19 protein-coding genes and 1 other RNA gene are annotated in these 23210 nt (G+C 68.0%); 6 read left to right on the top strand and 14 right to left on the bottom strand.

Annotated elements, in window-relative coordinates; genetic code table 11:
• A complete protein-coding gene (moeA, locus tag SFB74_RS14650) occupies positions 1-1317 on the top strand; it encodes a molybdopterin molybdotransferase MoeA (RefSeq protein ID WP_432731505.1) in 1317 nt (438 codons plus the stop codon).
• Between the two features lie 110 nt (positions 1318-1427).
• On the opposite strand, the gene rnhA is transcribed toward moeA, so the two are convergent.
• Positions 1428-1877, bottom strand: coding sequence for a ribonuclease HI (rnhA, locus tag SFB74_RS14645; RefSeq protein ID WP_432731504.1), 450 nt, complete (start codon positions 1875-1877; stop codon positions 1428-1430).
• Positions 1878-1914: 37 nt separating this feature from the next.
• Positions 1915-2673, bottom strand: a complete 759-nt coding sequence (locus SFB74_RS14640; protein ID WP_432731936.1) for a class I SAM-dependent methyltransferase — start codon at positions 2671-2673, stop codon at positions 1915-1917.
• Positions 2674-2692: 19 nt separating this feature from the next.
• Between SFB74_RS14640 and gloB the strand changes: the two genes are divergently transcribed.
• Together gloB and SFB74_RS14630 are read left to right on the top strand one after the other, a co-directional pair.
• Positions 2693-3481 carry a hydroxyacylglutathione hydrolase gene (gene gloB, locus SFB74_RS14635; protein WP_432731503.1) on the top strand — a complete coding sequence of 263 codons (789 nt, stop codon included), beginning with the start codon at positions 2693-2695 and terminating at the stop codon, positions 3479-3481.
• Positions 3478-5103, top strand: a complete 1626-nt coding sequence (locus tag SFB74_RS14630; RefSeq protein WP_432731502.1) for a transglycosylase SLT domain-containing protein — start codon at positions 3478-3480, stop codon at positions 5101-5103. The genes gloB and SFB74_RS14630 overlap by 4 nt, the downstream gene beginning before the upstream one ends.
• Before the next feature lie 30 nt (positions 5104-5133).
• Here the strand turns inward: SFB74_RS14630 and SFB74_RS14625 are convergent, their stop codons facing one another.
• From SFB74_RS14625 to dnaX, 8 genes are all read right to left on the bottom strand, one after another.
• On the bottom strand, positions 5134-6324 hold the full coding sequence (locus tag SFB74_RS14625; RefSeq protein WP_432731501.1) for a low temperature requirement protein A: 1191 nt from the start codon (positions 6322-6324) through the stop codon (positions 5134-5136).
• Between the two features lie 68 nt (positions 6325-6392).
• Positions 6393-7229, bottom strand: a complete 837-nt coding sequence (locus SFB74_RS14620) for an ABC transporter permease (protein WP_432731500.1) — start codon at positions 7227-7229, stop codon at positions 6393-6395.
• Positions 7229-8044: an ABC transporter ATP-binding protein gene (locus SFB74_RS14615; RefSeq protein ID WP_432731499.1), complete on the bottom strand. Its 816-nt coding sequence runs from the start codon at positions 8042-8044 to the stop codon at positions 7229-7231. Before SFB74_RS14615 ends, SFB74_RS14620 begins: the two co-directional genes overlap by 1 nt.
• Positions 8045-8088: 44 nt before the next feature.
• The gene (locus SFB74_RS14610; RefSeq protein WP_432731498.1) at positions 8089-9126 is read right to left on the bottom strand and encodes an ABC transporter substrate-binding protein; all 1038 of its coding nucleotides are present in this window, start codon (positions 9124-9126) and stop codon (positions 8089-8091) included.
• Positions 9127-9302: 176 nt separating this feature from the next.
• Positions 9303-9695 (bottom strand): MAPEG family protein, encoded by a 393-nt coding sequence (locus tag SFB74_RS14605; protein WP_432731497.1) that lies wholly within the window; start codon positions 9693-9695, stop codon positions 9303-9305.
• Positions 9696-9700: 5 nt separating this feature from the next.
• Positions 9701-10291 (bottom strand): recombination mediator RecR, encoded by a 591-nt coding sequence (gene recR / locus SFB74_RS14600; RefSeq protein ID WP_432731496.1) that lies wholly within the window; start codon positions 10289-10291, stop codon positions 9701-9703.
• 17 nt (positions 10292-10308) lie between these two features.
• Complete coding sequence (locus tag SFB74_RS14595) at positions 10309-10641, bottom strand: YbaB/EbfC family nucleoid-associated protein (RefSeq protein ID WP_012747441.1); 333 nt, start codon at positions 10639-10641, stop codon at positions 10309-10311.
• A gap of 56 nt (positions 10642-10697) precedes the next feature.
• Positions 10698-12566, bottom strand: coding sequence for a DNA polymerase III subunit gamma/tau (gene dnaX / locus SFB74_RS14590; protein WP_432731495.1), 1869 nt, complete (start codon positions 12564-12566; stop codon positions 10698-10700).
• Positions 12567-12654: 88 nt separating this feature from the next.
• Here dnaX and ffs point away from each other — a divergent pair.
• An RNA gene (ffs, locus tag SFB74_RS14585) (signal recognition particle sRNA small type) lies at positions 12655-12751 on the top strand.
• 94 nt (positions 12752-12845) lie between these two features.
• Here ffs and SFB74_RS14580 read toward each other — a convergent pair.
• Genes SFB74_RS14580 through SFB74_RS14570 form a run of 3 tightly spaced genes read right to left on the bottom strand, consistent with a single transcriptional unit; the run spans position 12846 to position 19938 of the window.
• Positions 12846-14084 (bottom strand): TIGR03862 family flavoprotein, encoded by a 1239-nt coding sequence (locus SFB74_RS14580; protein WP_432731494.1) that lies wholly within the window; start codon positions 14082-14084, stop codon positions 12846-12848.
• Positions 14081-17344: a UvrD-helicase domain-containing protein gene (locus SFB74_RS14575; protein ID WP_432731493.1), complete on the bottom strand. Its 3264-nt coding sequence runs from the start codon at positions 17342-17344 to the stop codon at positions 14081-14083. The genes SFB74_RS14580 and SFB74_RS14575 overlap by 4 nt, the downstream gene beginning before the upstream one ends.
• On the bottom strand, positions 17341-19938 hold the full coding sequence (locus SFB74_RS14570) for a PD-(D/E)XK nuclease family protein (RefSeq protein WP_432731492.1): 2598 nt from the start codon (positions 19936-19938) through the stop codon (positions 17341-17343). Before SFB74_RS14570 ends, SFB74_RS14575 begins: the two co-directional genes overlap by 4 nt.
• 151 nt (positions 19939-20089) lie before the next feature.
• Between SFB74_RS14570 and trxA the strand changes: the two genes are divergently transcribed.
• Together trxA and rho are read left to right on the top strand one after the other, a co-directional pair.
• Positions 20090-20422 (top strand): thioredoxin TrxA, encoded by a 333-nt coding sequence (gene trxA / locus SFB74_RS14565; protein ID WP_093431992.1) that lies wholly within the window; start codon positions 20090-20092, stop codon positions 20420-20422.
• Between the two features lie 187 nt (positions 20423-20609).
• On the top strand, positions 20610-21875 hold the full coding sequence (gene rho / locus SFB74_RS14560) for a transcription termination factor Rho (RefSeq protein WP_126019051.1): 1266 nt from the start codon (positions 20610-20612) through the stop codon (positions 21873-21875).
• Positions 21876-22007: 132 nt separating this feature from the next.
• Here the strand turns inward: rho and SFB74_RS14555 are convergent, their stop codons facing one another.
• On the bottom strand, positions 22008-23066 hold the full coding sequence (locus SFB74_RS14555; protein WP_432731491.1) for an oxidoreductase: 1059 nt from the start codon (positions 23064-23066) through the stop codon (positions 22008-22010).
• Between the last annotated feature and the right edge of the window lie 144 nt (positions 23067-23210).

Below are 23210 nucleotides of genomic sequence, written 5' to 3'. Positions count from 1 at the left end.
ATGAGCCGCATCGCAGAACTCGCTTCCGCCCTCGCGGGCCATGACGACGCCGACCTGAGCGTCGAGGCCGTCCACGCCTTTCTTTCGCAGCTGACGGCCACGGCCGTCGTCACCCGGCGCGAGAGCGTCTCGCTGTCCGAAGCGCTCGGCCGTGTGCTGGCCGAGGACATCGTCTCGCCCATCAGCGTGCCGCCGCACGACAACTCCGCCATGGACGGCTACGCCTTCGACGGCGCCGTGCTGCCCGCCAACGCACCCATCGACGCCTCCGTCACGCTGCGCGTGGCGGGCACGGCGCTGGCCGGATCCGCATGGCGCGGCGCGCTCGGGCCGGGCGATGCGGTGCGCATCATGACCGGCGCGATGATGCCGGCGGGCCTGGACACCGTCATCCCGCAGGAGTTCTGCAAGGTCGACGGCGATCGCGTGTGCTTCCCCGCGAGGGTGCTGCGCCGCGGCGACAACCGCCGCTTCGCCGGCGAGGACCTCATGAAGGGCCAGCCGGCGCTGCGCAAGGGCGAGCGCCTCTCGCCCGCGGCGCTCGGCATGGTCGCGAGCCTCGGCCTGCCGGGCGTGCCCGCGCTGCGGCGGCTGCGGGTGGCCTGCTTCTCGACCGGCGACGAGATCCTGAGCCTGGGCGATGCGCCACGCGAAGGCGCCGTGTACGACAGCAACCGCTATACCGTGATCGGCCTGCTCACGCGGCTGGGCTGCGAGGTGCTCGACCTCGGACTCGTGCGCGACGACCCGGCCACGCTCGCCGCCACGCTGCGACGCGCGGCGCGCGAGGCCGATGCCATCGTCACCAGCGGTGGCGTGAGCGCGGGTGCGGCCGACCACACGCGCGCCGTGATGCAGCAACTGGGCGACATGGCCTTCTGGCGCGTGGCCATGCGGCCGGGCCGCCCGCTGGCGGTCGGGCTGATCCCGCGCGAGGAGCCCTCGTCGAACCCACCGGCCGTGCTGTTCGGCCTGCCGGGCAATCCGGTGGCGGTGATGGTGACCTTCCTGGCCTTCGTGCGGCCGGCCCTGCTGCGCATGATGGGCTGCCACGAGGCTGCCGCCGCGCCACCGCCGATGCTGCGCGCGCGCAGCACGGGCCCGATCCGCAAGAAGCCGGGCCGCACCGAATATCAACGCGGTTTCGTGAAGAACGTGCCCGGCGCGCTGCCGGAGGTTTGCGTGGCGGCCAACCAGGGCTCGGGCGTGCTGAGCTCGATGCTGGAAGCCAACGGGCTCGTGGTGCTGCACCATGACCAGGGCAGCGTCGCGCCCGGCGAAGAGGTCGACGTGATGATGTTCGACGGGAACACTTAGCACTCCCCCAGGCTTCGCGCACTTCGTGTCGCTTCGCCACCCCCTCGCCGGGGGCGACACCTGAGGCCCGGCGGAGCCGGTTCCTCGGTGTCCTTGAAGGACTCAACCGATCAGATGCGGCCCAGGGCCTTGTCCACGCCCTTGTTGGCGAGCATGTCGGCGCGCTCATTGCCCGGGTCGCCAGAGTGGCCCTTGACCCAGCGCCATTCGATCTGGTGGCCGCCCTCGTTGACCAGCTTGTCGAGCCGCTTCCAGAGCTCGACGTTCTTCACCGGCTCCTTGCTGGCGGTGACCCAGCCCTTGGCCTTCCAGCCGCGGATCCATTCGGTGATGCCCTTGCGCACGTACTGGCTGTCGAGGTACAGCAGCACCTTGCAGGGCCGCTTGAGCGCGGCCAGTCCTTCGATGACGGCGGTCAGCTCCATGCGGTTGTTGGTGGTGTTGAGTTCGCCGCCGAACAGGTCCTTCTCGCTGGCGCCCGACTTGAGCCACGCGCCCCAGCCACCGGGGCCGGGATTACCCTTGCATGCGCCATCGGTGTAGATCACGACTTCGTTCAAGCTGACATTTCCTTCTTCTTCATTCGATTCCGATCTTTCATTTTTTCCAATTCTTGCCAGCCCCGTCGCGATGCACCTTGCCTGCAATGGGCACTGGCGCCGTTGCGCGGGCACCGGCACGGCGCCAGTCGGCACTGAGCATGCGCATGCCGCGCACCCGCTTCACCGCGACCAGGAAGTAGGCCGCGCCGAAGATCGGCCACCAGCGCTCGCCCACAGTGTCCATCCAGCGCAGGCGCTCCAGCCAGGCCTCGCTGCGCACGGCCGGCCGGTAGATGCCGAAACGGCCCGACTCCACCTCGAAGCTCAGCAGGCGCAGCCAGTCGCGCATGCGCCAGTAGCCGATGAACTCCCCGCCTTCGGGCAGGTAAAGATCGCCGATGCCGAGCCGGCGGTAGACGTGCGCGCGGCGTTGCCGCATGCCCCAGAGGCTGGTCGGGTTGAGCCCGCAGATCACCACCCGGCCCTCGGGCACCAGCACCCGCTCGACCTCGCGCAGGGTCGCGTGAGGGTCTGGGCTCAGTTCGAGCGCGTGCGGCAGCACCACCAGGTCGAGGCTGTTGGCCGCGAACGGCAGGGCGGCAAAGTCCGTGAGCAGCGTCGCCTTGCCCCCGCGGGCCGGGTCGTCCAGCGCCAGCCAGCGGTGCGGCATGCGGTTGGCGCGCAGGCCGTCGACCTCGGCGGCGCCCAGCTGCAGCGCGTGATAGCCGAATACATCGGCCACCGCCTGATCGAACTGGGCCTGCTCCCAAGCCAGCAGGTACCGCCCCGGGGGGGTCGCGAACCAATCCTGCAAACCTATAATTTGACCGCTCATGACCCTTGTTCCGCTGCCTGCCTTCGCTGACAACTACATCTGGATGCTGCACGACGGGTCCCACGCCATCGTGGTGGATCCGGGCGATGCCCAGCCGGTGTTCGACGCACTGGCACGTGCCAAGCTGCAGCTGGCCGCGATTCTAGTCACGCACCATCACCCCGATCACACGGGAGGCGTGGCCGCGCTGCACGCGGCAACCGGAGCCAAGGTATGGGGCCCGGCGCGCGAGCGCATTCCCGAGCCCTTCACGCCGCTGGCGCAAGGCGACATCGCCGAGGCCCTCGGACTGCGCTTCGAGGTCATCGACGTGCCTGGCCATACCGCCGGGCATATCGCGTACTTCCTGCCGGCCGCCCAAACCTCGCGCGAAGACGCTCCCCTGCTCTTTTGCGGCGACACGCTCTTCTCCGGCGGCTGCGGGCGTCTCTTCGAGGGCACGCCCGCGCAGATGCTGGCCTCGCTCGACGCACTCGCCGCATTGCCCGGCGACACGCGCGTGTGCTGCGCCCACGAATACACACTTTCTAACCTGCGTTTCGCGCAGGCGGTGGAACCGGCCAACGCCGAGCTGACTCACTACAACGCGCGCTGCGAAAGCCTGCGCGCGAAGGGGCAGCCCACGCTGCCGTCGCAACTGGCCATCGAACGCCAGGTCAACCCCTTTCTTCGCAGCCGCGAAGCCACTGTCCTTCGAGCGGTGCGTGCCCACGCCGAGCTGGCTGCCGATGCAGCCGAGGCCGACGTGTTCGCCGCACTGCGCCAATGGAAAAACGACTTCCGATGAAACTGATTGCTGCCACCTGCCTTGCAGGTTCACTGGTGCTCGCGGGCTGCGCGGGCACGAACAACAACAGCGCTTCTTCCTCCTCTTCTTCCCCCTCCTCGTCGTCGCAGGCCGGCGGCACCGGCTCCAGGGTCGCCGGCAGCGCGGCCCCCGTCTATCCGCGCGACGCACTCTCCCCGCTGGCCAGCGGCCAGGCCCATTCGCAGAGCGTCGTCACGCTCGCCCCGCCGGTCGACATGTGGGACCGCATCCGCCGCGGCTTCAAGATGCAGAACCTGGACAACGACCTGGTGCGCGACCGCGAGCAGTGGTATGCCAGCAGGCCCGACTACATCCAGCGCATGACGGAGCGCTCGAACAAGTACATCTTCCACATCGTCGAGGAGCTCGAGCGGCGCAACATGCCGACCGAGCTGGCGCTGCTGCCCTACATCGAGAGCGCGTTCAACCCGCAGGCCATTTCCAGCGCGCGCGCGGCGGGCATGTGGCAGTTCATGCCGGCCACCGGCACGGACTTCGACCTGAAGCAGAACATCTTCCGCGACGACCGCCGCGACGTGGTGGCCTCCACCCGCGCAGCACTCGACTACCTTCAGAAGCTCTACGGCATGTTCGGCGACTGGCAGCTCGCGCTGGCCGCCTACAACTGGGGGGAAGGCAGCGTGAGCCGCGCCATCGCCAAGAACCAGCGCCTGGGCCTGCCCACCACCTACAGCGACCTCACCATGCCCGCCGAGACGCGCATGTACGTGCCCAAGCTGCAGGCGGTGAAGAACATCGTGGCGAATCCGCAGGCCTTCAACACCGAGCTGCCGCTGATCGCCAATCACCCGTACTTCCAGACCGTCACGCTCACGCGCGACCTCGACGTGGAGCTTGCAGCCAAGCTGGCCGACGTGCGCCTCGAGGACTTCCGCGCGCTGAACCCGGCCGCGCACAAGCCGGTGCTGATCGCCGCCGGCACGCCGCAGATCCTGCTGCCGTGGGACAACGCCGCCGTCTTCCAGCGCAACTTCGACGCCTACTCGCAGGGCCAGTACGCCAGCTGGACCGCCTGGGTCGTGCCCAACACCATGACGGTGGCCGACGCCGCCCAGCGCTCGGGCATGAGCGAGAACGACCTGCGCTCCATCAACAACATCCCGCCGCGGATGCTCATCAAGACCGGCTCGACGCTGATCGTGCCGCGCGGCGCCCGCGTGAAGGAAGACGTGGCTGCCGTGGTGGCCGACGGCGGCCACCTGAGCTTCCAGCCCGAAATCGTCACGCGCCGCACGACCGTGAAGGCAGGCCGCGCCGACAGCGTGGCGAGCATCGCGCGCCGCTACAACCTCAAGCCCGCCAACGTGGCCGAGTGGAACGACGTGAAGCCGAACCACGCGTTCAAGCGCGGCTACAGCGTGGTGGTGTACCTGCCCGTGCGCGCGACAGTCGCTGCCCGCGCGGGCAGCGGCGTCCGCGCAACCTCGCATGCAGCAGCGGCCCCGGCTCGCCGTGGTGGCACGCCTTCGAAGGCAGCAGCTCCGCGCGGCGCCGGCAGTGTCGTCAAGGTACCTGCCAGCAGCAAGCAGCAGGTCGTGCGCGAGAAGCGCGGCGGCACGCCCTCCAAGAAGAAGCGCTGAAGCGCTGAAAAACCGCAAACCAACGAAGGCTCAGTGAGCCTTCGCGGCGTGCTGGGCCCTCCTGCGCACGATGGCCTCCATCGTGGCCACGCCGATCATGATGACGGTGGTGAGCGTTCCCACCACCAGCACCGTCATGTGCGACGCGAAGATCGCGAGCACGGCCAGAAAGCCCAGCCCGAAGAGATGAGACTGCGGCAGGAAGCCGCGCACCACGCGCTTGAAGAGCGCGTTGCCGGCCAGGTAGATCGCCGGTCCGCCGATCAGCGCCCCAAGGTACTTCAGCTCGGCATGGTGCGAGCCCTCGCCGATCGTCAGTTCGTCCGCCACGGCGCAGACGATGATGCCCGCCACCAGGATCACGTGCGTGTAGTGAAACTTCGCGCCGATGCCGCCCGGGTCCTTCGCATGCTCGATGACGTGCGTCGCCTCCTTGGCGCTGGTGTCGAAGTACATCCACCACATCGCTAGGCTGCCCGCGAAGCCCACGAGCAGCGCGAACAGGTCGATGCCGTGCCACTCGACGTGATGCCCGAAGGCGATGCCGGTGGCCAGCACCGACTCGCCCAGCGCGACGATCACGAAGAGCTGGCAGCGCTCGGCCAGATGGCCGCCGTCGATGGTCCAGTCGCTGGTCAGTGAGCGGCCCAGGCCCGGAAAGCGCAGGCCGATCATCGGTGCGATGTACTCGCACAGCACGCCGCCGAACCACAGCGCGAGGCGCGTCTGCCCCTCGGCCAGGCCGCCGGCGATCCAGAACACGCCGGCCACGCAGTTCCACGCCAGCAGGCGGCGGAAGTTGGGCGTGAGCGGGTCGTTCGGGCCGATGGCGATCAGCATGCACAGCGTGCGCCCCGCCTGTATGCCCACGAAGCACAGGGCGAACACAAGCCCGCGCTCGGCGAAGGCACCGGGCAGCGCCGAGGCCATCACCATCGCCAGCAGCATGATCGCGAACAGCACGCCGCGGATGCGCAGCGTGCCGGGATTGAACCAGTTGGTGGTCCAGGCCGTGTACTGCCAGCCCAGCCAGACGGCGAACCACATCACCAGCGTCTGCAGCGCCCCGAGGAGCGTGAGGTGGTCGAGCAGGTAGTGGGAAAGCTGCGTGACGGAGAACGCGTAGACCAGGTCGAAGAAAAGCTCTTCGTTCGAGACCCGTGCCGCCTCGCTGCGCGAGCGCAGGGTCGTGGCCCGCTTGTGGTTGTTGTCGTGGCTCATTGTTCGTTTACCCCCATGAATCGTTGCGGCGCCCTGCGGCGCCGCGCGCGATCATCGCACGGGCAACGCTAGAGCTTTTCGGTCTCTCCGGTCTTGGGTTGCCACTTCATCAGGCGCCTTTCGATGACGCCGACGATCCCGTCCAGCGCCAGCGCGAAGGCCGTGAGCACCACGATTCCCGCGAACACCGTGTTGACGTCGAAGGTGCCCTCGGCCTGCAGGATCAGGTAGCCCACGCCGCGCGCCGAGCCCAGGTACTCGCCCACCACCGCGCCCACGAAGGCCAGCCCCACCGACGTGTGCAGGCTGGAGAACACCCAGCTCGTCGCGCTCGGCAGGTACACCGTGCGCAGCAGCTGCCGCTGGTTGGCGCCCAGCATCTTCGCGTTGGCCAGCACCACCGGGCTCACCTCGCGCACGCCCTGGTAGACGTTGAAGAACACGATGAAGAACACCAGCGTCACAGCCAGCGCCACCTTGCTCCAGATGCCCAGGCCGAACCACAGCGCGAAGATGGGCGCGAGGATCACGCGCGGCATTGAGTTGGCGGCCTTGATGTACGGGTCGAGGATCAGGCTCGCCGTGGGCGCGAGCGCCAGCCAGAGCCCGCAGGCCAGCCCCAGCACGGTGCCGATGCCGAAAGCCAGCACCGTCTCGAGCAGCGTGGTGCCCAGGTGCTGGTAGATGTCGGCGTTGCCCTTCAGCCCCTCGGGAAAGAGCGTGTTCGCCGGAATCTCGAACGGCAGGAACCAGCTCCAGATGCGGCCCGCCACCTGGATCGGCTCGCCGAGGAAGAAGGCGATCTGCTGGTTGCGCGAGGCGACATGCCACGCCACCAGGATCACCGCCAGCAGCGCCAGTTGCCAGAAGCGCGCGTTGCGTTCGTTCAGGCCGAGCCGTGCCATCACGCGGCCTTCCTGAGTTGTTGCGCGTAACCCTTGAGCACCTCGTCGCGCAGCACCTCCCAGATCTGGGTGTGCAGCTCGACGAAGCGCGGCTGCGTGCGCACCTCGGCCACGTCGCGCGGGCGCGGCAGGTCGATGACGAACTCGCCGATAGGGTGCGTTGCCGGTCCGGCCGACAGCACCACCACGCGGTCGCTCATGGCGATCGCCTCGTCGAGGTCGTGCGTAATGAAGAGCACTGCCTTCTTCTTGGCGCTCCAGAGCTCGAGCACCTCGTTCTCCATCAGTTGGCGCGTCTGGATGTCGAGTGCGCTGAAGGGCTCGTCCATGAGGATGATGTCGGGGTCGAGCACCAGCGTCTGCGCCAGCGCCACGCGCTTGCGCATGCCGCCCGAGAGCTGGTGCGGATAGCGATCGCCGAAGCCAGAAAGGCCCACTCGCGAGAGCCATGCCTCGGCCTGCTCGCGGGCCTGCGCCTCGGGCACGCCACGGTACTGCAGGCCCACCATCACGTTGTCGATGGCGCTGCGCCACGGCATCAGCGCCTCCGACTGGAACATGTAGCCGGCGCGCGCGTTGATGCCCGAGAGCGTCTGGCCGAAGACCTTCACCGTGCCCGAGGAAGGCTCCAGCAGGCCCGCGCCCACGTTCAGCAGCGTCGACTTGCCGCAGCCCGTGGGACCGACCACCGAGACGAACTCCCCCGCCCTCACCCGCAGCGTGGTGTCGGCCACCGCCGTGTAGCGCTGGCCGGGGTCGTCCTTCGAGAGAAAGGTGCAGCTGATGGAGAGGAGTTCGAGTGCGTGGTCGGACATGGCAGAAAAAACCCGGCCTGAGCCGGGTCGCGGGACGTGCGGGGTCAGGCTTTGAACCTGTCCTTGGCGCGCCTTGCAAAATCGTTGGTGTAGGTTTTCGCGAGGTCGATCTTGTCGGCCTTCACGGTGGTGTCGAAGCTCGCGATCGCATTGAGCGCGGTCTTGGGGCCGTCGGTGGGCACGAGGCCGTCGGTGGCGATCGACTCGCGCACCTTGTCGAACGAAGCGAGGTACAGCGCGCGGTCGCCGAGCAGGTAGGTCTCTGGCACCGTCTTGATGATGTCACCCGGCCCCGCGGTCTGCAGCCACTTCAGCCCGTGCACGATGGCATTCGCCAGCGCCTGACAGGTGTTGGGATTCTTCTGGACGAAATCGGACGACGCATAGAGGCAGGCCGCCGGCATCGTGCCGCCGAACACCTGCTGCGTGCCCTTGAGCGTGCGCGTGTCGCTGATGATCTTCACGTCGCCCTTCTGCTCGAGCATCGTCATCACCGGGTCGGTGTTGCTGATGGCGTCGATCTGGCCCGAACGCAGCGCGGTGAGAGCACCAGCAGCCACGCCGACGCCGATGTAACTCACATCGCTGGCCTTGAGCCCGCCGCGCGACAGCACGAGGTTGGCCACCATGTTGGTCGACGAACCCGGTGCCGAGACGCCGATCTTCTTCCCCTTGAGATCCTGGATGCCGGTGTAGCCGGCCATGTTCTTGGTCGACACGCCCACCGCGATCTGCGGTGCGCGGCCCTGCAGCACGAAGGCCTGGAAGAACTGGTTCTTGGCCTGCAGGTTGATGGTGTGCTCATAGGCGCCCGAGCACACGTCGGCCGAGCCGCCGACCACCGCTTGCAATGCACGCGCGCCGCCGGCGAAGTCGGAGATTTCCACGTCGAGCCCTTCGGCCTTGAAGTAGCCGAGCTGCTCGGAGATGGTGAGCGGCAGGTAGTAGAACGCTGCCTTGCCGCCGACCGCGATGGAGATCTTCGTCTTCTCCAGCTTCGCCTGCTGCGCAAAGACACGCGGCAACGCGATGGTTGCGGCGGCGATGGCGGAAGCAGAAATGAGAGTGCGGCGATGAAGCATGAAAACTTGCCTGAAGCTATTGCCCGAACTATTGCCCGTACTGTTGCGTATGGGCTCTGTGATTCGTAAGAAACTGAATCGAGCTTAGGGGCCGTAACAGGCAACTGCATCGGGGTCATCCCGTGCGGGTTTTCACGTAAGCATGAAGGCCTCGCCGAGAAGCCTTCGCCAAGGCTTCAGCGAGCCAGAAAAAGTATCGCGATATTGACCAGAAACGCGAGTGCCCAGACAGCGCTGCGCGCGCTTCCGATGCCCCTGATGTAGAGCGCGAGATAGATCGCGCGCAGCACCACGTAGGCCACCGCGAGCATGTCGAGACGCGCCTGCGCCGCGCCGAGCTGGTGCGCGATGATCACCGCGCCGATGAAGAACGGCAGGCCTTCGAAGCTGTTGGCCTGCGCGCTGTTGGCGCGTGCGCGCCAGCCGCTTTGTTTGGCGGCCCATTCGCGCGGATGCTGGTTGTCGCGCGGACCGAAGCTGCCGGCCTTGGCGATCCACGCCGCGAGATACGGCAGTACGCAGGCGATCAGCACGCACCAGTAGGCGACCGTGAGCAGCGAGAGAGTCATGGTTTCTATCTGCGATCCACAAGGGCGTGCGCGATGGTGCCGAGATCGACGTATTCGAGCTCGCTGCCCGCCGGCACGCCGCGCGCGAGTCGCGTCACGGTAAGGCCGCGCTGCTTCAGCGCCTCGCCGATCACGTGCGCGGTGGCCTCGCCTTCGGCCGTGAAGTTGGTGGCGAGGATGACCTCGCTCACCGTGCCGTCGCGCGCGCGGTCGAAGAGCTTCTGCAGGCCGATGTCCTTCGGCCCGATGCCGTCGAGCGGACTGAGCTTGCCCATCAGCACGAAGTAGTAGCCGCGGAACGCGCCGGTGCGCTCGAGCGCGGCCTGGTCGGCCGGCGTCTCGACCACGCAGAGCTTGGTCGGATCGCGTCGCACATCGAGGCAGACGTGGCAGACCGGCGCCTCGGTGAAGGTGTTGCAACGCTCGCAATGCCGCACCTGGCCGGCCGCCTGTTGCAGGGCTCTCGCGAGCAGCTGCGCGCCCTCACGGTCGTGCTGCAGCAGATGGAACGCCATGCGCGAGGCCGACTTGACGCCGACGCCGGGCAGGCGGCGAAGCGCATCGACCAATGCGTCGAGCGAACTGGCGTCTGCCATCTATCCGGGCCGCCCGTTCAGAACGGCAGCTTCATGCCGGGCGGCAGGCCGGGCATGCCGGCCGTGAGCTTGCCCATCTTCTGCTCGCTGGTTTCCTCTGCCTTGCGCACGGCGGCGTTGAAGGCCGCGGCCACGAGGTCTTCGAGCATGTCCTTGTCGTCCGCCAGCAGGCTGGGGTCGATGGTGATGCGCTTGACGTCGTGCTTGCAGGTCATGACGACCTTGACGAGGCCGGCGCCGGATTCGCCTTCGACCTCGATGGTGGCCAGTTCTTCCTGGGCCTTCTTGAGGTTGTCCTGCATTGCCTGTGCCTGCTTCATGAGGCCGGCCAGTTGTCCTTTGTTGAACATCGTTGGTCCTGATCTGTCTGGTTGGAAAGTGGGTGAAGGATACGGGAGACGCGAACTCAGGCCGGCTTGAGCGTGCCGGGGACGATCTTCGCGTCGAAATCGCGCATCAGCGCCTGTACCTCGGGGTCGCTCATGATGGCTTCCTCGGCCAGGCGCTGGCGCTCGTCGGCCGCCTGCTTGTTGCGGCGCGCGGGGCTATCGACCACGCCGCCGACCTCGATGGCGAGCTTGACGTTGTGGCCCGCGCCGTTGAGCGCGACGGTGAGCTTCTCGCGGGCGGACGGCTGGTTGAGCGTCTCGCGTTCGATGCGCAGCAGCCACTGGTCGGTGTCGCGGCCCACCAGCTGCGACTGCAGGGCGAGCTCGCGCGCCAGTGCAGTAATGGCCTCGGCAGCAACCAGCTGCGTGACCGTGGCGTACCAGAAGTCGCCGTCCTCGCTGGTCGGAATCGGCGTGAAGGTGCTGCGGGGCTCGTCAGGGCGCGGGGTATCGCGCGCGCTCGGCGGCGGCTGCACGCGGATCGGCACGCCGACGACCTTGGCGGGGGCATCGCCGGCGCCGTCGGGACGAGGCTCGGCCTGCCGGGGTTCGTCGACCACGGCAAGGCGGTGGCCTGCAGGAACCGGCGCGGCGGCTTGAACCACAGGTGCCGGAGCCGGAGCCCGTACAGCCGCAGCGGGCGCTTCGACCGGCGGCCGAACGACTGGCGCGGGAGCCGGAGCAGGCGGAACCGCGTGCACCGGAGCCTGCGGCGCCGCAGCCGCAGCTTCATTCAGAGTTTTTTTTTCCGGGGAGACCGTCGAAGCGGCTGCGCTGGAAGGCTTGAAGGCCAGCAACCGCAACAGCACCATGGTCAGCGCGGCGTACTCGTCGGGTGCCAGTCCCAGCTCGCCACGCCCATGAAGGCACAGGCTGTAGAGCAACTGGGTTTCGTCGGCCGGCATCAGCGCGGCGAGGCGCGCGGTATCGGCGGCGTCGGGGTCGGTGGCGGCATCAGCCGCTTCCGCACGCGAAGGCACTGCCTGCAAGACCGCCATGGCCTGCAGCACGGCCGTCATTTCCTCCAGCGTGGAAGCGGCGGACATGCCATCGACGCGCAGCGCCTCCGACGTCTCGACCACCGTCTTGCCGTCGCCTTGCGCCAGCGCCTCGATCAAGCGGAACACATGGCCACGATCGACGCTGCCGAGCATCTGGCGCACGCCGGCTTCCACCAGCTCGCCGTTGCCGAATGCAATGGCCTGGTCGGTGAGCGAGAGCGCGTCGCGCATCGAGCCGCGCGCAGCGCGCGCCAGCAGGCGCAGTGCCTGCGGCTCGGCCGGCACGCTCTCGGTCTGGAGCACGGCGGTGAGGTGTTCGAGCACCGTCTCGGGCGCCATCGGCCGCAGGTTGAACTGCAGGCAGCGCGACAGCACCGTGACCGGCACCTTCTGCGGGTCGGTCGTGGCCAGCACGAACTTGAGGTATTCGGGCGGCTCCTCGAGCGTCTTCAGCATCGCGTTGAACGCGGTGTTGGTCAGCATGTGCACTTCGTCGATCATGAAGACCTTGAAGCGCCCCTGAACCGGCTTGTAGACCGCCTGCTCGAGCAGCGACTGAACTTCGTCCACGCCACGGTTGGAGGCCGCGTCGAGCTCGGTGTAGTCGACGAAGCGGCCCGCGTCGATGTCGCGGCAGGCCTGGCAGACACCGCACGGCGTGGCCGTGATGCCGCCCTGCCCGTCCGGCCCCTGGCAATTGAGCGACTTCGCAAGAATGCGCGAGACCGTGGTCTTGCCGACACCCCGGGTGCCGGTGAAGAGGTATGCATGGTGCAGGCGCTGCGTCGTCAACGCGTTCTCGAGCGCCTGGACCACATGCCCCTGGCCGACCATCTCACCGAAGGTTTTCGGGCGGAACTTGCGGGCGAGCACGAGATAAGACATTGCGGGCATTCTAAAAGGAGGCGCGACACTGTCCCGCGAACCTCACGCATGGGAGTGCGGGCTTCCCCAAGGGGTTACAATGCGCTTTGACGGGCCTCCCTGCATGGTGAAGTGGCCAACCGGGTCAGGTGGGGAACCAAGCAGCCCTAACTGCGTAGTCAGTGCCAGGGGTAAGGCTCGTCAACCTCTTCAGCGGTTTCGTTTCATTCCATGCGAAATGAAACGGGGCCCGCAAAAACAAATCTCCAGCGAAAAAATCTCCGGCGCGAAGTCAGGCCTTCAAGGGCCCAGCAGCCGGATCGCGCCGCGCGCTGCCGCCGCACCGCTCGCCATCGAAGCCGTCAGCAGGTAGCCGCCAGTCGGCGCCTCCCAATCGAGCATCTCCCCCGCCACGAACACGCCAGAGAGCGCCTTCGACATGAGCTGTGCGTCCAGCGCCTCGAAGCGCACGCCGCCTGCCGTGCTGATGGCCTCGTCGATCGGCCGGGCCGCGACGAGCTTCAGGGGTACGGCCTTGATCGTCGCCGCCAGCTGCACCGGGTCGTGCATCGCTTCGCGGCTCAGTGCCTCGTGCAGCACGCCGGCCTTGATGCCCTCCAGGCCGAGCCTGCTCTTGAGGTGGCTGCTGAGCGAACGCGCGCCGCGCGGGTGCTTGACGGCAGCCAGCACCTGCTCGGCGCTGCGGTCGGGCAGCAGGTCGAGCAGCAGCGTCGCGCTTCCCTTTTCGGCGATCTCGTCGCGCAACAAGGCCGACGCGGCGTAGATCAGGCTGCCCTCGATGCCGGTCGCGGTCGCGACGAACTCGCCCTTGCGCGCGAACTGCCGTCCGTGGCTGTCTGTGAACGAGATCGCGACCGACTTGAAGGGCTGGCCCGCAAAGCGGCTGGAGAAATGCTCGCTCCAACCTGCTCCGTCGAAGCCGCAGTTGGCAGGCTGCAATGGTGCAACGTCGATGCGCCGCGCCTGCAGCCAGGGAGCCCAGGCACCGTCGGAACCAAGCCGCGCCCAGCTTGCGCCACCCAGCGCCAGCACGACGGCATCGGCACTGGCCGTGATTTCGCCAGCCGGCGTAGCGAATCGCAACGACGCCGGATCGAAAGCCTCGCCGCCCACCCAGCGATGCCGCATGTGGAACTGCACGCCCGCCGCGCGCAGCCGGTGCAACCAGGCCCGCAGCAGCGGCGCGGCCTTCATGTCGGTCGGAAACACGCGCCCCGAAGTCCCCACGAAGGTCTCGATGCCCAGCCCGCTCGCCCATTCGCGCACCTGTTGCGGCCCGAACTGCGCGAGCATCGGCTCGAGTTGCGCGCGGCGTTCGCCGAAGCGGCTCATGAATGCGTCGAAGGGCTCGGAGTGCGTGAGGTTCAGTCCGCCGCGTCCGGCGAGCAGGAACTTGCGGCCCACCGAGGGCATCGCGTCGTAGACATGCACTTGCGCGCCGGAAGCGCTCAATACTTCAGCCGCCATCAGGCCGGCGGGGCCGCCGCCGATGACGGCGACGGTCGGGGAAACAGTCATTCGAGATTCACCAGTTCGCCCTGCCCGGTGAGGAACGCGACACGCACGCCGGCACCGGGATAGGCATGTTGCACTGCCGCGCGATAGCGCTGCATCTGTGCGATCAGGGCGGCGTCCCGTTCGGGGCGCGCCGCGGATTTGTAGTCGAGCACCCACCAGACACCGCTGTCGCGCTCGCGCACCAGCCGGTCGATGCGCAGGGTCTCGCCTTCGTGCACCAGCGTGACTTCATTGCCATGCCAGTCGACCCTGCGATCGTCCCACACCCAGGCGCCCTGCCCCGCGCGGATGCGCTGGGCCAGCGCGGCGGCACCGCGTGCCTGCTGCGCATCGAGCAGGAATTCGCGGGCGGCGGCGCGCACATGCGCCGCGGACAGCGGCTCGCCCGGCACCGCCCATTCGAGCAACCGGTGCATGGCCTGCCCGAAGGCGGCTGCGCGCGCGTCGACGGTGGTGCCTGCCGCCTTCTTTGAAGACGGCACTTCGACAGGCACGGGCGCCTGCGGCATGTGCTTCATCGCGAAGCTGGCGGCGCCGGTTTCGGTGGCCAGCGCGACCAGCGGCTCGTCGGCCTCGGTCGGCTCGCACAGCGGCTGCAGGCGCGACCACCAGCTGCCTTCGTTGGCACGCGCCGGCTTCACCGACGACAGCACCAGCCGCTCGCGTGCCCGCGTGACGGCGACGTACAGGCCATTGAGTTCCTCGCGATGGCGCGCGCGCTGTTCTTCCTCGAGAAGCGCGGCGGCACAGGCCGGCGGCGTCTTCTCGCTCGCGAGGAACACGAAGCGCGTCGGCGCGCTGTCGCTGCCCTTCCATTCGACCAGCACGCCCATGGTCTGGGCGCGCGGCGGCGGGGCGTCGCAATCAAGCATGAGCACCGTATCGGCCTCCAGCCCCTTGGCGCCGTGCACGGTCAGCAGCTGCACCGCCTCGGGCGCGGCCACGGTCGGAGCCCGCACGCCGCCCGCGCGCAGTGCGCGCACCAGTGCGTATGGCGTGGCGAAACGCGCGCCGTCGATGTCGAGCGATGCCGACAGCACGCCGCGCAGGTTGGCCAGCGCACTCTGCCGCATGGCGGCCGGCACTGCGGCGCCGAACTTCGCAAGCAGGTCGCCGTCGTGGAAGATCGCGTCGAGCGCGTCATGAGGCGGCAGCGTCATCAGCCAGCGCTGCCACCGCTTGAGCCGCACGCCCGCCTCGACCAGCACCGGCGGCAGGCTCTCGTCCTTCTGGATCAGCGCGAACCAGCTCACCGGGCCGCGCTCGCGCTGGCGCAGCGCGAGTTGCACCAGCGCCTCGTCGTCGATGCCGAACACCGGCGACTTCAGCGCCCTGGCCAGCGAAAGATCGTGCGCGGGCGACACCAGCGCGTCGATCAGCGCGACCACGTCCTGCACCTCCGGCGCGTCGTGCAGATCGTTCTTCTCGGGCTGCTGCACGGGAATGTGGCGCTGGCGCAGCGCGTCCTGCATGGCCGAGAGCCGGCTGCGCCTGCGCGCCAGCACCATGATGCGGCTGGGCTGCGTGCCGTCGGCGATGCGCTGTGCCACCCATCGCGCGGCCTGCTCGCATTCCTTCTGCAGCAGTTGCTCCTCGGGCAGCACCCGCGGCGTGATGAGGCTGTCGCGCCAGTGCAGCATGCCGTCGTCGGCGGGTGCGGCTTCAGCCGCGTCGGTGCCGACCGCGTCGCGGTCGATGGCCGGCAGGCTGAGCAGCTCGCCATCGTCGCGGCGCTCGGTAGTGTGGGCGCGGTAGCCGTCGAATTCGCCGGCTTCCTGCGCAGCCAGCATCGCCGCGTTGACCAGCCCGACCACCGACTGTGCGTTGCGGTGCGTGTGGTCGCAGTTCAGCAGCTCGCCGTCGAGGCCTTCGCGCACGAACTTCTTCGCGGCGATGAACACCTGCGGCTCCGCGCGGCGGAAGCGGTAGATGCTCTGCTTCGGGTCGCCCACGATGAAGACTCGGGGCGCGCGGCCCTGAGCGCCGGTGTAGGCGCTGAGCCAGCCGTACAGCGCCTGCCACTGCAGCGGATTCGTGTCCTGGAATTCGTCGATCAGCAGGTGCGCGATACGCGCGTCGAGCCGCTCCTGCACCCAGCCAGAAAGCGCCGACTGGCCGAGCAGCAGTTGGGCCGCCTGCTCCACGTCGTTCATGTCGACCCAGCCGTGGGCGCGCTTCACGTCGGCGAAGGCGGCGATCAGCAGGCGCGTCAGACGGGTCATGCGCTGCTGGTAGAGCCACGCGGCATGCTGGGCCTGCGCGGCGCACAGCACCTGCAGCTCGGCTTCGGCCTCCTGCGCGGCGGGAAACTTCTGCAGGTTCTTGTTGAGGCGATCTTCGGTAGCGACGAAGAAGTTCTTGCGCAGGTGGGCAAGCCCGGCAGCCAGCGCATCGCTGGCCGGCTCACCCGTGCCGAACACGTCGATGATGGCTTCGGCCGCCTTCTGCGGCGTCTTGTTGCTCTCGCGGCCGAGCGCGGCGGCGCGGTCGAGCCAGCGGCGGCGGACCTGCTCGCCGCGCAGGGCCTCGGTCGGCTCGTCCAGTCCTTCGAGCGCCGGGTAGAGCGCGCTGAAATGCTGCACCGCGTTCTCGGCGTCGGCCAGCGAGAACTCGACGCGCTTGGACAGCGCCTCGCTCAGGGCCTTGGCCGTCTGCGAGCGGCCGTACGTGGCAACGACGGCGTAGTAGTCGGCCAGCGCCTCCTTGTTGGCAGTGACGGCCTCGAAGAACGGCCGCCACGTGTGGCCGCGCGCCTCGGCGTCGTCTTCGAGCAGTTCGTAGTTCGAAGGCAGGCCCAGCTCGCGCAGCACCGCGAGCGGCGCATTGCGCAGCAGGCCCGCGAACCATGCGTGGAAGGTGCGGAACTGCACCGGCCTGCCCCCTTCGAGCAGGCGCCGGTAGAGGCCCTTGAGCCGTGGCACAGCGACGGATGCATCCGCGGGCTCCATGCCGCGCATCACGAGCTGGGCGACCAGTTCTTCCGGCGGGCGCTGCGCGAAGTCTTCCAGCCACTGGTCGAGCCGCTCGCGCATTTCGCCGGCGGCCTTCTTCGTGAAGGTGATGGCCAGGATCTCGTGCGGCTCGCAGGCGCTATCGCCCTCCTCGAGCAGCGCTCGCAGGATGCGCGAGACCAGCATCCAGGTCTTGCCCGCGCCGGCGCAGGCCTCGACCGCGACCGAGCGGCGCGGATCGCAGGCCACGATGTAGAAGGCCTCGCGCATGACGTGCCGGCCGTTGTGTTCGTAGGCTGCGCCGTTCATTGTGTATCGCCTCCGGTGGCTTCGACACCCGGGGGCGGCGACGCCTCGTCCCAGAAGTCCTTGCGGCACAGGCCGCGCGCGGCGCAGTAGTCGCAGACGGCGCCTTCGCCCAGCGGCGGCAGCGCCGCGCCCTGCGAGATGCGCCTGAAGTCGTCGATGATGCCGGTCACCAGCGCGTCGCGCGCCTCGACCACGGCGGGCTGCTCGACGGTCTGCGTGCCGGCGGCCTTCTCGCCCACGTTCACGTAGGCGGCGCGCAAGGTGTCGTCGGCCACAAGCGCGGCGTAGAAAGCCAGCTGCGTGTCTTCGGTGGGGTCCTTCACGCGCTCCTTGCTGACGGTGGCGGACTCGGTCTTGTAGTCGATCACGAAAGCCTGGCCGTCGGGCATGCGGTCGATGCGGTCGAGCCGGCCGATGAGGCGCAGATCGCCCAGCGACTGCTCCTTCCACGGTTCGGACTCGGCGAAGACGGCGCCGGCAGCCTCGTGCCCCCTCAGCCAGGCCAGATAGCCGTCCCGCACCGCGGGCCATGCGGCGGCGAAAGGCAGGAATTCGGCGTCGGACAGCCCCAGCTCCTGCGTCGAGCGCCGGGCAGCCTCCTCGATGAGGGCGATGCGCTCCTGCGCGTCCGGCGTCGGGGCCTCGGCCAGCGCCTCGTGGAAGTGGCCGAGCACGGCATGCAGCCAGTTGCCGAAGTCGCGCTTGTCGACCTCGGCATCGAGTTCGTCGGCGCTGCGCAGGCCCAGTTGGCGCAATGCGAAGAAGCGGTAGGGACAGCGGCGCAGGTCTTCGTAGACGCTGGTGGAGATGTTCTGCAGCGGCAGGAGCGCACCCGAGGGCGTCGGGTATCCGGTCGGCTTCACGGCCACCTCGCGCGGCGTGCGCGGGTCGGCCGAGGGCTGAAGCGCGTGGTCGAGCTGCAGCGCCTGAACGAGCGGGCTCGGCCGCACCGGCTCGCCGCTGGCGTCGGAATGGCGCCAGACCAGTTCGCACGACGGGTTGTGCAAGGCTGCGGCCCAGGCTGCGCGCTGGGCCGCTTCGAGCGCTTCGCGCGACGGCAGGCCCAGTTCGAGGCGCTGCGCGGCGCTCCAGTTGCCGGGCGGCTCGGGCGACGCGGGCAGGCGACGGTCGTCGCAGCCCGGGACGACCACGGCGCCGAAGGACCGGCCCAGCAGCTGGTAGAGCGGCAGCACGACGACGCGCGGGGCCTGGTCGCCCGCGGGGGGCACGAAGCTCGCGTCTTCCAGCACGTCGCGGACCCAGGCGGTGAATTCGGCCAGGGTGTGGCGACCGCCGGGGAACTCGTCCTCGTCGTCGCCATGGGCGCCAGCATCGAGCCACAGCGCACCGATCACCTTGCCGCCGGCCAGGTCTTCGTCGAGCAGGGTCCACTGGCCGCTGGCCTCCAGCAGTTCTCGCAGGGCGCGCAGCCACTCGGCCAAGGGGCGCGAGCGGGCCATCGGGGCGCGGCGCGCCTCGATGGCTTCGGTGAAGACGAGCAACGCGGTGTCCTTGGACTTCTCGCTGCGGGTCATCAGCGCGCACCAGGTCGACCAGTCGCGCATGGCCTCCTGACGCAGGCGGGCTTCGAGCGACTGGACGATGGGCGAATCGCCGTCGGCGCCGCTCTTGAGCCATTCGAGCACCTGGTCGCTGGTGGCGTCGTGGGCGCAGGCGCGCAGCGCGCTCATCAGCGTTGCGGCGGCGCGCGTGGTCGAGAGCTTCCAGCCTGTTTCGTCGTGCGTGACGACGCCCTGTGCGCTCAGCTGGGCGCTGATGCGGCGGGTGAGCGCGCGATCGGTCGCCACCAAGGCGACGGGGGCACGGCCTTCGGCGAGATGGCGCAGCACGCAGGCGGCGGCCAGCTCGGCCTCGTCCTCGGGGTCCAGGGCGACGTGCGAGGCACAGGTCTGCGCGGGAGGCCCCGAAGGCACGAGCGAAACATGAAGGGCATGCTCGCCCCACAGCTTGCACAGCGACTGGGTGAGCGGATCGGCCTGGAAGCCCTCGAGCACGATCAGCGCATCGACCTGGGCACGCGTGGATTCGCGCTGCAGCACGTCGGTGGCATAGCCCGAGGTCGAGGTCCACGCCACCGCGATGCGGATCAGCGCGCTTTCGATGCGAAACCATTCCGACTCGCTGCTCGCATCGGCCACGCTCGCCGCGCGCTCGGCCCATTCGCCGCCCCGCGCTTCAGGCGTTGCCGCGGCCGCCAGGGGCGCGAGCTGATAGGCCAGTTCGACGACGCGGCCGGCCAGGGCAAAACGCTCGGCATGGAAGCCCGCCTGCGACAGCAGGGCCTGCGCCGTGACCAGATCGCGCGCCATGTCGTGGGCGATGTCGTAGCCCGTCGGCACGAAGCCTCCCGCACTGCGAGCCCAGTTGTGGGTGGTTTCGAAGCGCGGCACGAAGCCCGGGCTGCCGCAGCGCGCCCACATGGCGCGCGCCACGCCCATCAGCTGCGCGTACGGCACCAGCACCACGGTGCGGGCGGCATGCAGCTGGCGCTCGGCGAGCGCGCGGACGATCCGCGCGACGACGCCGTCGGCTGGATCGCACCACAGGGCCTGCACGGGGTGGCCTTCGTTCATTTCGTTCTATCGAGGGGGTTGAGAGCGCTTCGCGCAAGGGCTTTGGCTATCGCCGCCATAGCGTCTCCGCACGGAACGCCACCCCTTGGTTTCTGTCACAATGACCAGCACTTTAGCTGCACCGAAACTCTCTGCGCACAAGGATTCACACATGGCCAGCGAACTCATCAAACACATCTCCGATTCCTCCTTCGAGGCCGACGTGCTCAAGTCCAGCCAGCCCGTGCTGGTCGACTACTGGGCCGAATGGTGCGGCCCCTGCAAGATGATCGCCCCCATCCTGGACGAAGTGTCGGCCGCATACGAAGGCAAGCTGCAGATCGCCAAGCTCAACGTCGACGAGAACCGCGATATCCCCGCCAAGTTCGGCATTCGCGGTATCCCCACGCTGATGCTGTTCAAGGACGGCCAGCTGGCCGCCACCAAGGTCGGCGCGATGAGCAAGGCCCAGCTCACGGCCTTCATCGACCAGCAACTCGCCTAAGCGACATTTCAACCGGCCAGCGCGCAATGCGTTGGCCGGCGCGTTTTTCCTGTCATAATCTCCTCCAGATCACCGGTCCTTTCACCCAGAGGCAACCGGTTCGAGTTCCCCGGTTGGTGAGGCAGTTCTCGCTTCACGTTCAACCTCCCCCCGTTTCCAGTTCGATTGCCCCGCGAGGGGTCATTCCATGCACTTAAACGAACTCAAGGCACTCCACGTGTCTGAAGTCCTCAAGCAGGCTGAAGCGCTTGAGATCGAAAACGTCGGCCGCATGCGCAAGCAGGAGCTGATGTTCGCGATCATCAAGAAGCGCGCGAAGGCCGGCGAACAGGTCTTCGCCGACGGCGTGCTCGAAATACTGCCCGACGGCTTCGGCTTCCTGCGCAGCCCCGACACCAGCTTCACGGCCAGCACGGACGACATCTACATCTCGCCCAGCCAGGTGCGCCGCTTCAACCTGCACACCGGCGACATGATCGAAGGCGAAGTGCGCACGCCCAAGGACGGCGAACGTTACTTCGCGCTGACCAAGCTCGACAAGGTCAACAACGGTCCGCCGGAGCAGAACAAGCACAAGGTGATGTTCGAGAACCTGACGCCGCTGTTCCCCAAGGAGCAGATGAAGCTCGAGCGCGACGGCATCAAGGGCGATGAGAACATCACGGGCCGCATCATCGACATCATCGCGCCCATCGGCAAAGGCCAGCGTGCCCTGCTCGTGGCACCGCCCAAGAGCGGCAAGACGGTGATGATGCAGCACATCGCCCACGCCATCAGCGCCAACTATCCCGACGTCCACATGATGGTGCTGCTCGTCGACGAGCGCCCTGAAGAAGTGACCGAAATGCAGCGCACGGTGAAGGGCGAGGTCATTGCCTCGACCTTCGACGAGCCCGCTGCGCGCCACGTGCACGTGGCCGAGATGGTCATCGAGCGCGCCAAGCGCCTGGTCGAGCTCAAGAAGGATGTGGTGATCCTGCTCGATTCGATCACCCGCCTCGCCCGCGCCTACAACAACGTCGTGCCCTCGTCGGGCAAGGTGCTGACCGGCGGTGTCGACTCCAACGCGCTGCAGCGTCCCAAGCGCTTCCTGGGCGCCGCGCGCAACGTAGAAGAAGGCGGCTCGCTGACCATCATCGGCACCGCGCTGATCGACACCGGCAGCCGTATGGACGAAGTGATCTTCGAAGAGTTCAAGGGCACCGGCAACTCCGAAATCCACCTCGACCGCCGCCTGTACGAAAAGCGCGTGTTCCCCTCGATCCAGCTCAACCGCAGCGGTACCCGCCGCGAAGAGCTGCTGCTGGCACCCGAGATCCTTCAGAAGACCCGCATCCTGCGTCAGCTCATGTACAACATGGACGAGATCGAGTCAATGGAGCTGATGCTCAAGAACATGAAGGCGACGAAGACCAATGTCGAGTTCTTCGACATGATGCGTCGCGGCGGGTAACTGTTACTCGCCCCCAGGCTGCGCGCACTTCGTGTCGCTATGCCACCCCCCTACCGGGGGCGGTGCCCACTGACCGGCGAAGCCGGATCTGTGGCACCCCACGAATGAATGCCCGCCTCGTGCGGGCATTTTTCATGTGCGAATCGCACGGCCCTCGAGAGCGCTCTGGCGACCGAGGTCGAGCAACTCCATCAGCGCAACAGCCTGTTCGGGCGGCACTGGATTGGGACCATGGCCGAGGATGGCGTCGCGAACCGCGGCGTAGTAGTCGACGTAGTTGCCGGCTCGCGTCGGGATGCTTCGCTTGACGAAAATCCCGCCGGGCCCTGCCAGCAAGAGTTCTCCGTCCAGCGGATCGGTGCCCCACCCTTCGGTGGGCGGCCGCTGCCCGGCGCGCAGCGCATCTTCCTGCGTATCGACGCCGTGCTTCACGTAGCTTCCGCGCGTGCCGTGCACGATGTAGCGAGGCGCAGCATGGGCCGCCAGGGTCGTCGAATGCAGCACCACGCGCAGCGGTGCATGCGGCCCGGCCTCGTAGCGCAGCACGGCATGGAAGTAGTCCTCGACCACGGCGCCGTCACGCAGGACTGCGGTGTCGAGCTGGATCGTGTCGGGTCGGCCGAAAAGCTGTACCGACTGATCGACCAGGTGGGAGCCCAGGTCCACCCAGAGGCCCGAGCCGGGCACGGCCTGCTCGCGCCAGCGCTCCTTCACTTCGGGGCGGAAACGGTCGAAATGCGACTCCAGGTACACAGGGCGGCCCAACTCGCCGGAAGCGAGAACGTCCTTGAGAGTCAGGAAATCGGAATCGAAGCGCCGGTTCTGGTAGACCGCCAGGACACGATTGTTGCGCCCAGACAACAATTCGAGCTCCCTCGCCTCAGTCACATCGAGCGTGAACGGCTTGTCCACGACGACGTGCTTGCCGGCTTCCAGCGCGGCCTTGGCGACCGGGTGGTGCTGGGCGTTGGGCGTGGCAACCACGATCAGGTCGATGTCCGAGCGCGCCAAGAGCGCGGACAGGTCCGGCACCACGGCCACACCAGGCCAGTCGGCGTGGACCTTGTGCGGCTGCGAACTCGCCACCGCTGCCAGTTCCAGCCCCGGAACGGCCGAAAGCACGGGCGCATGGAAGGTCTGGCCGGCAAAACCATAGCCGACGAGGCCTGCGCGCAAGGGTTTGGAGGTCATGGGAGGGCCTTGGTTTGCTCGCAAATGGGGCAGTATGCGATAATCGCAGGCTCCGCGAAAAGTGCGGCCGGACAGCTTGGTCCGGCTCCCAGGACTTCTCCAAGTCCGGGTGGCGCGTCAGATTGCTGGCACGCTGGTGGCTCT

Origin of the sequence: Variovorax xiamenensis, assembly GCF_050916385.1 — a bacterium.
Classification (GTDB): Bacteria; Pseudomonadota; Gammaproteobacteria; order Burkholderiales; family Burkholderiaceae_C; genus Variovorax.
This window is presented reverse-complemented; position numbering and strand designations above follow the sequence as displayed.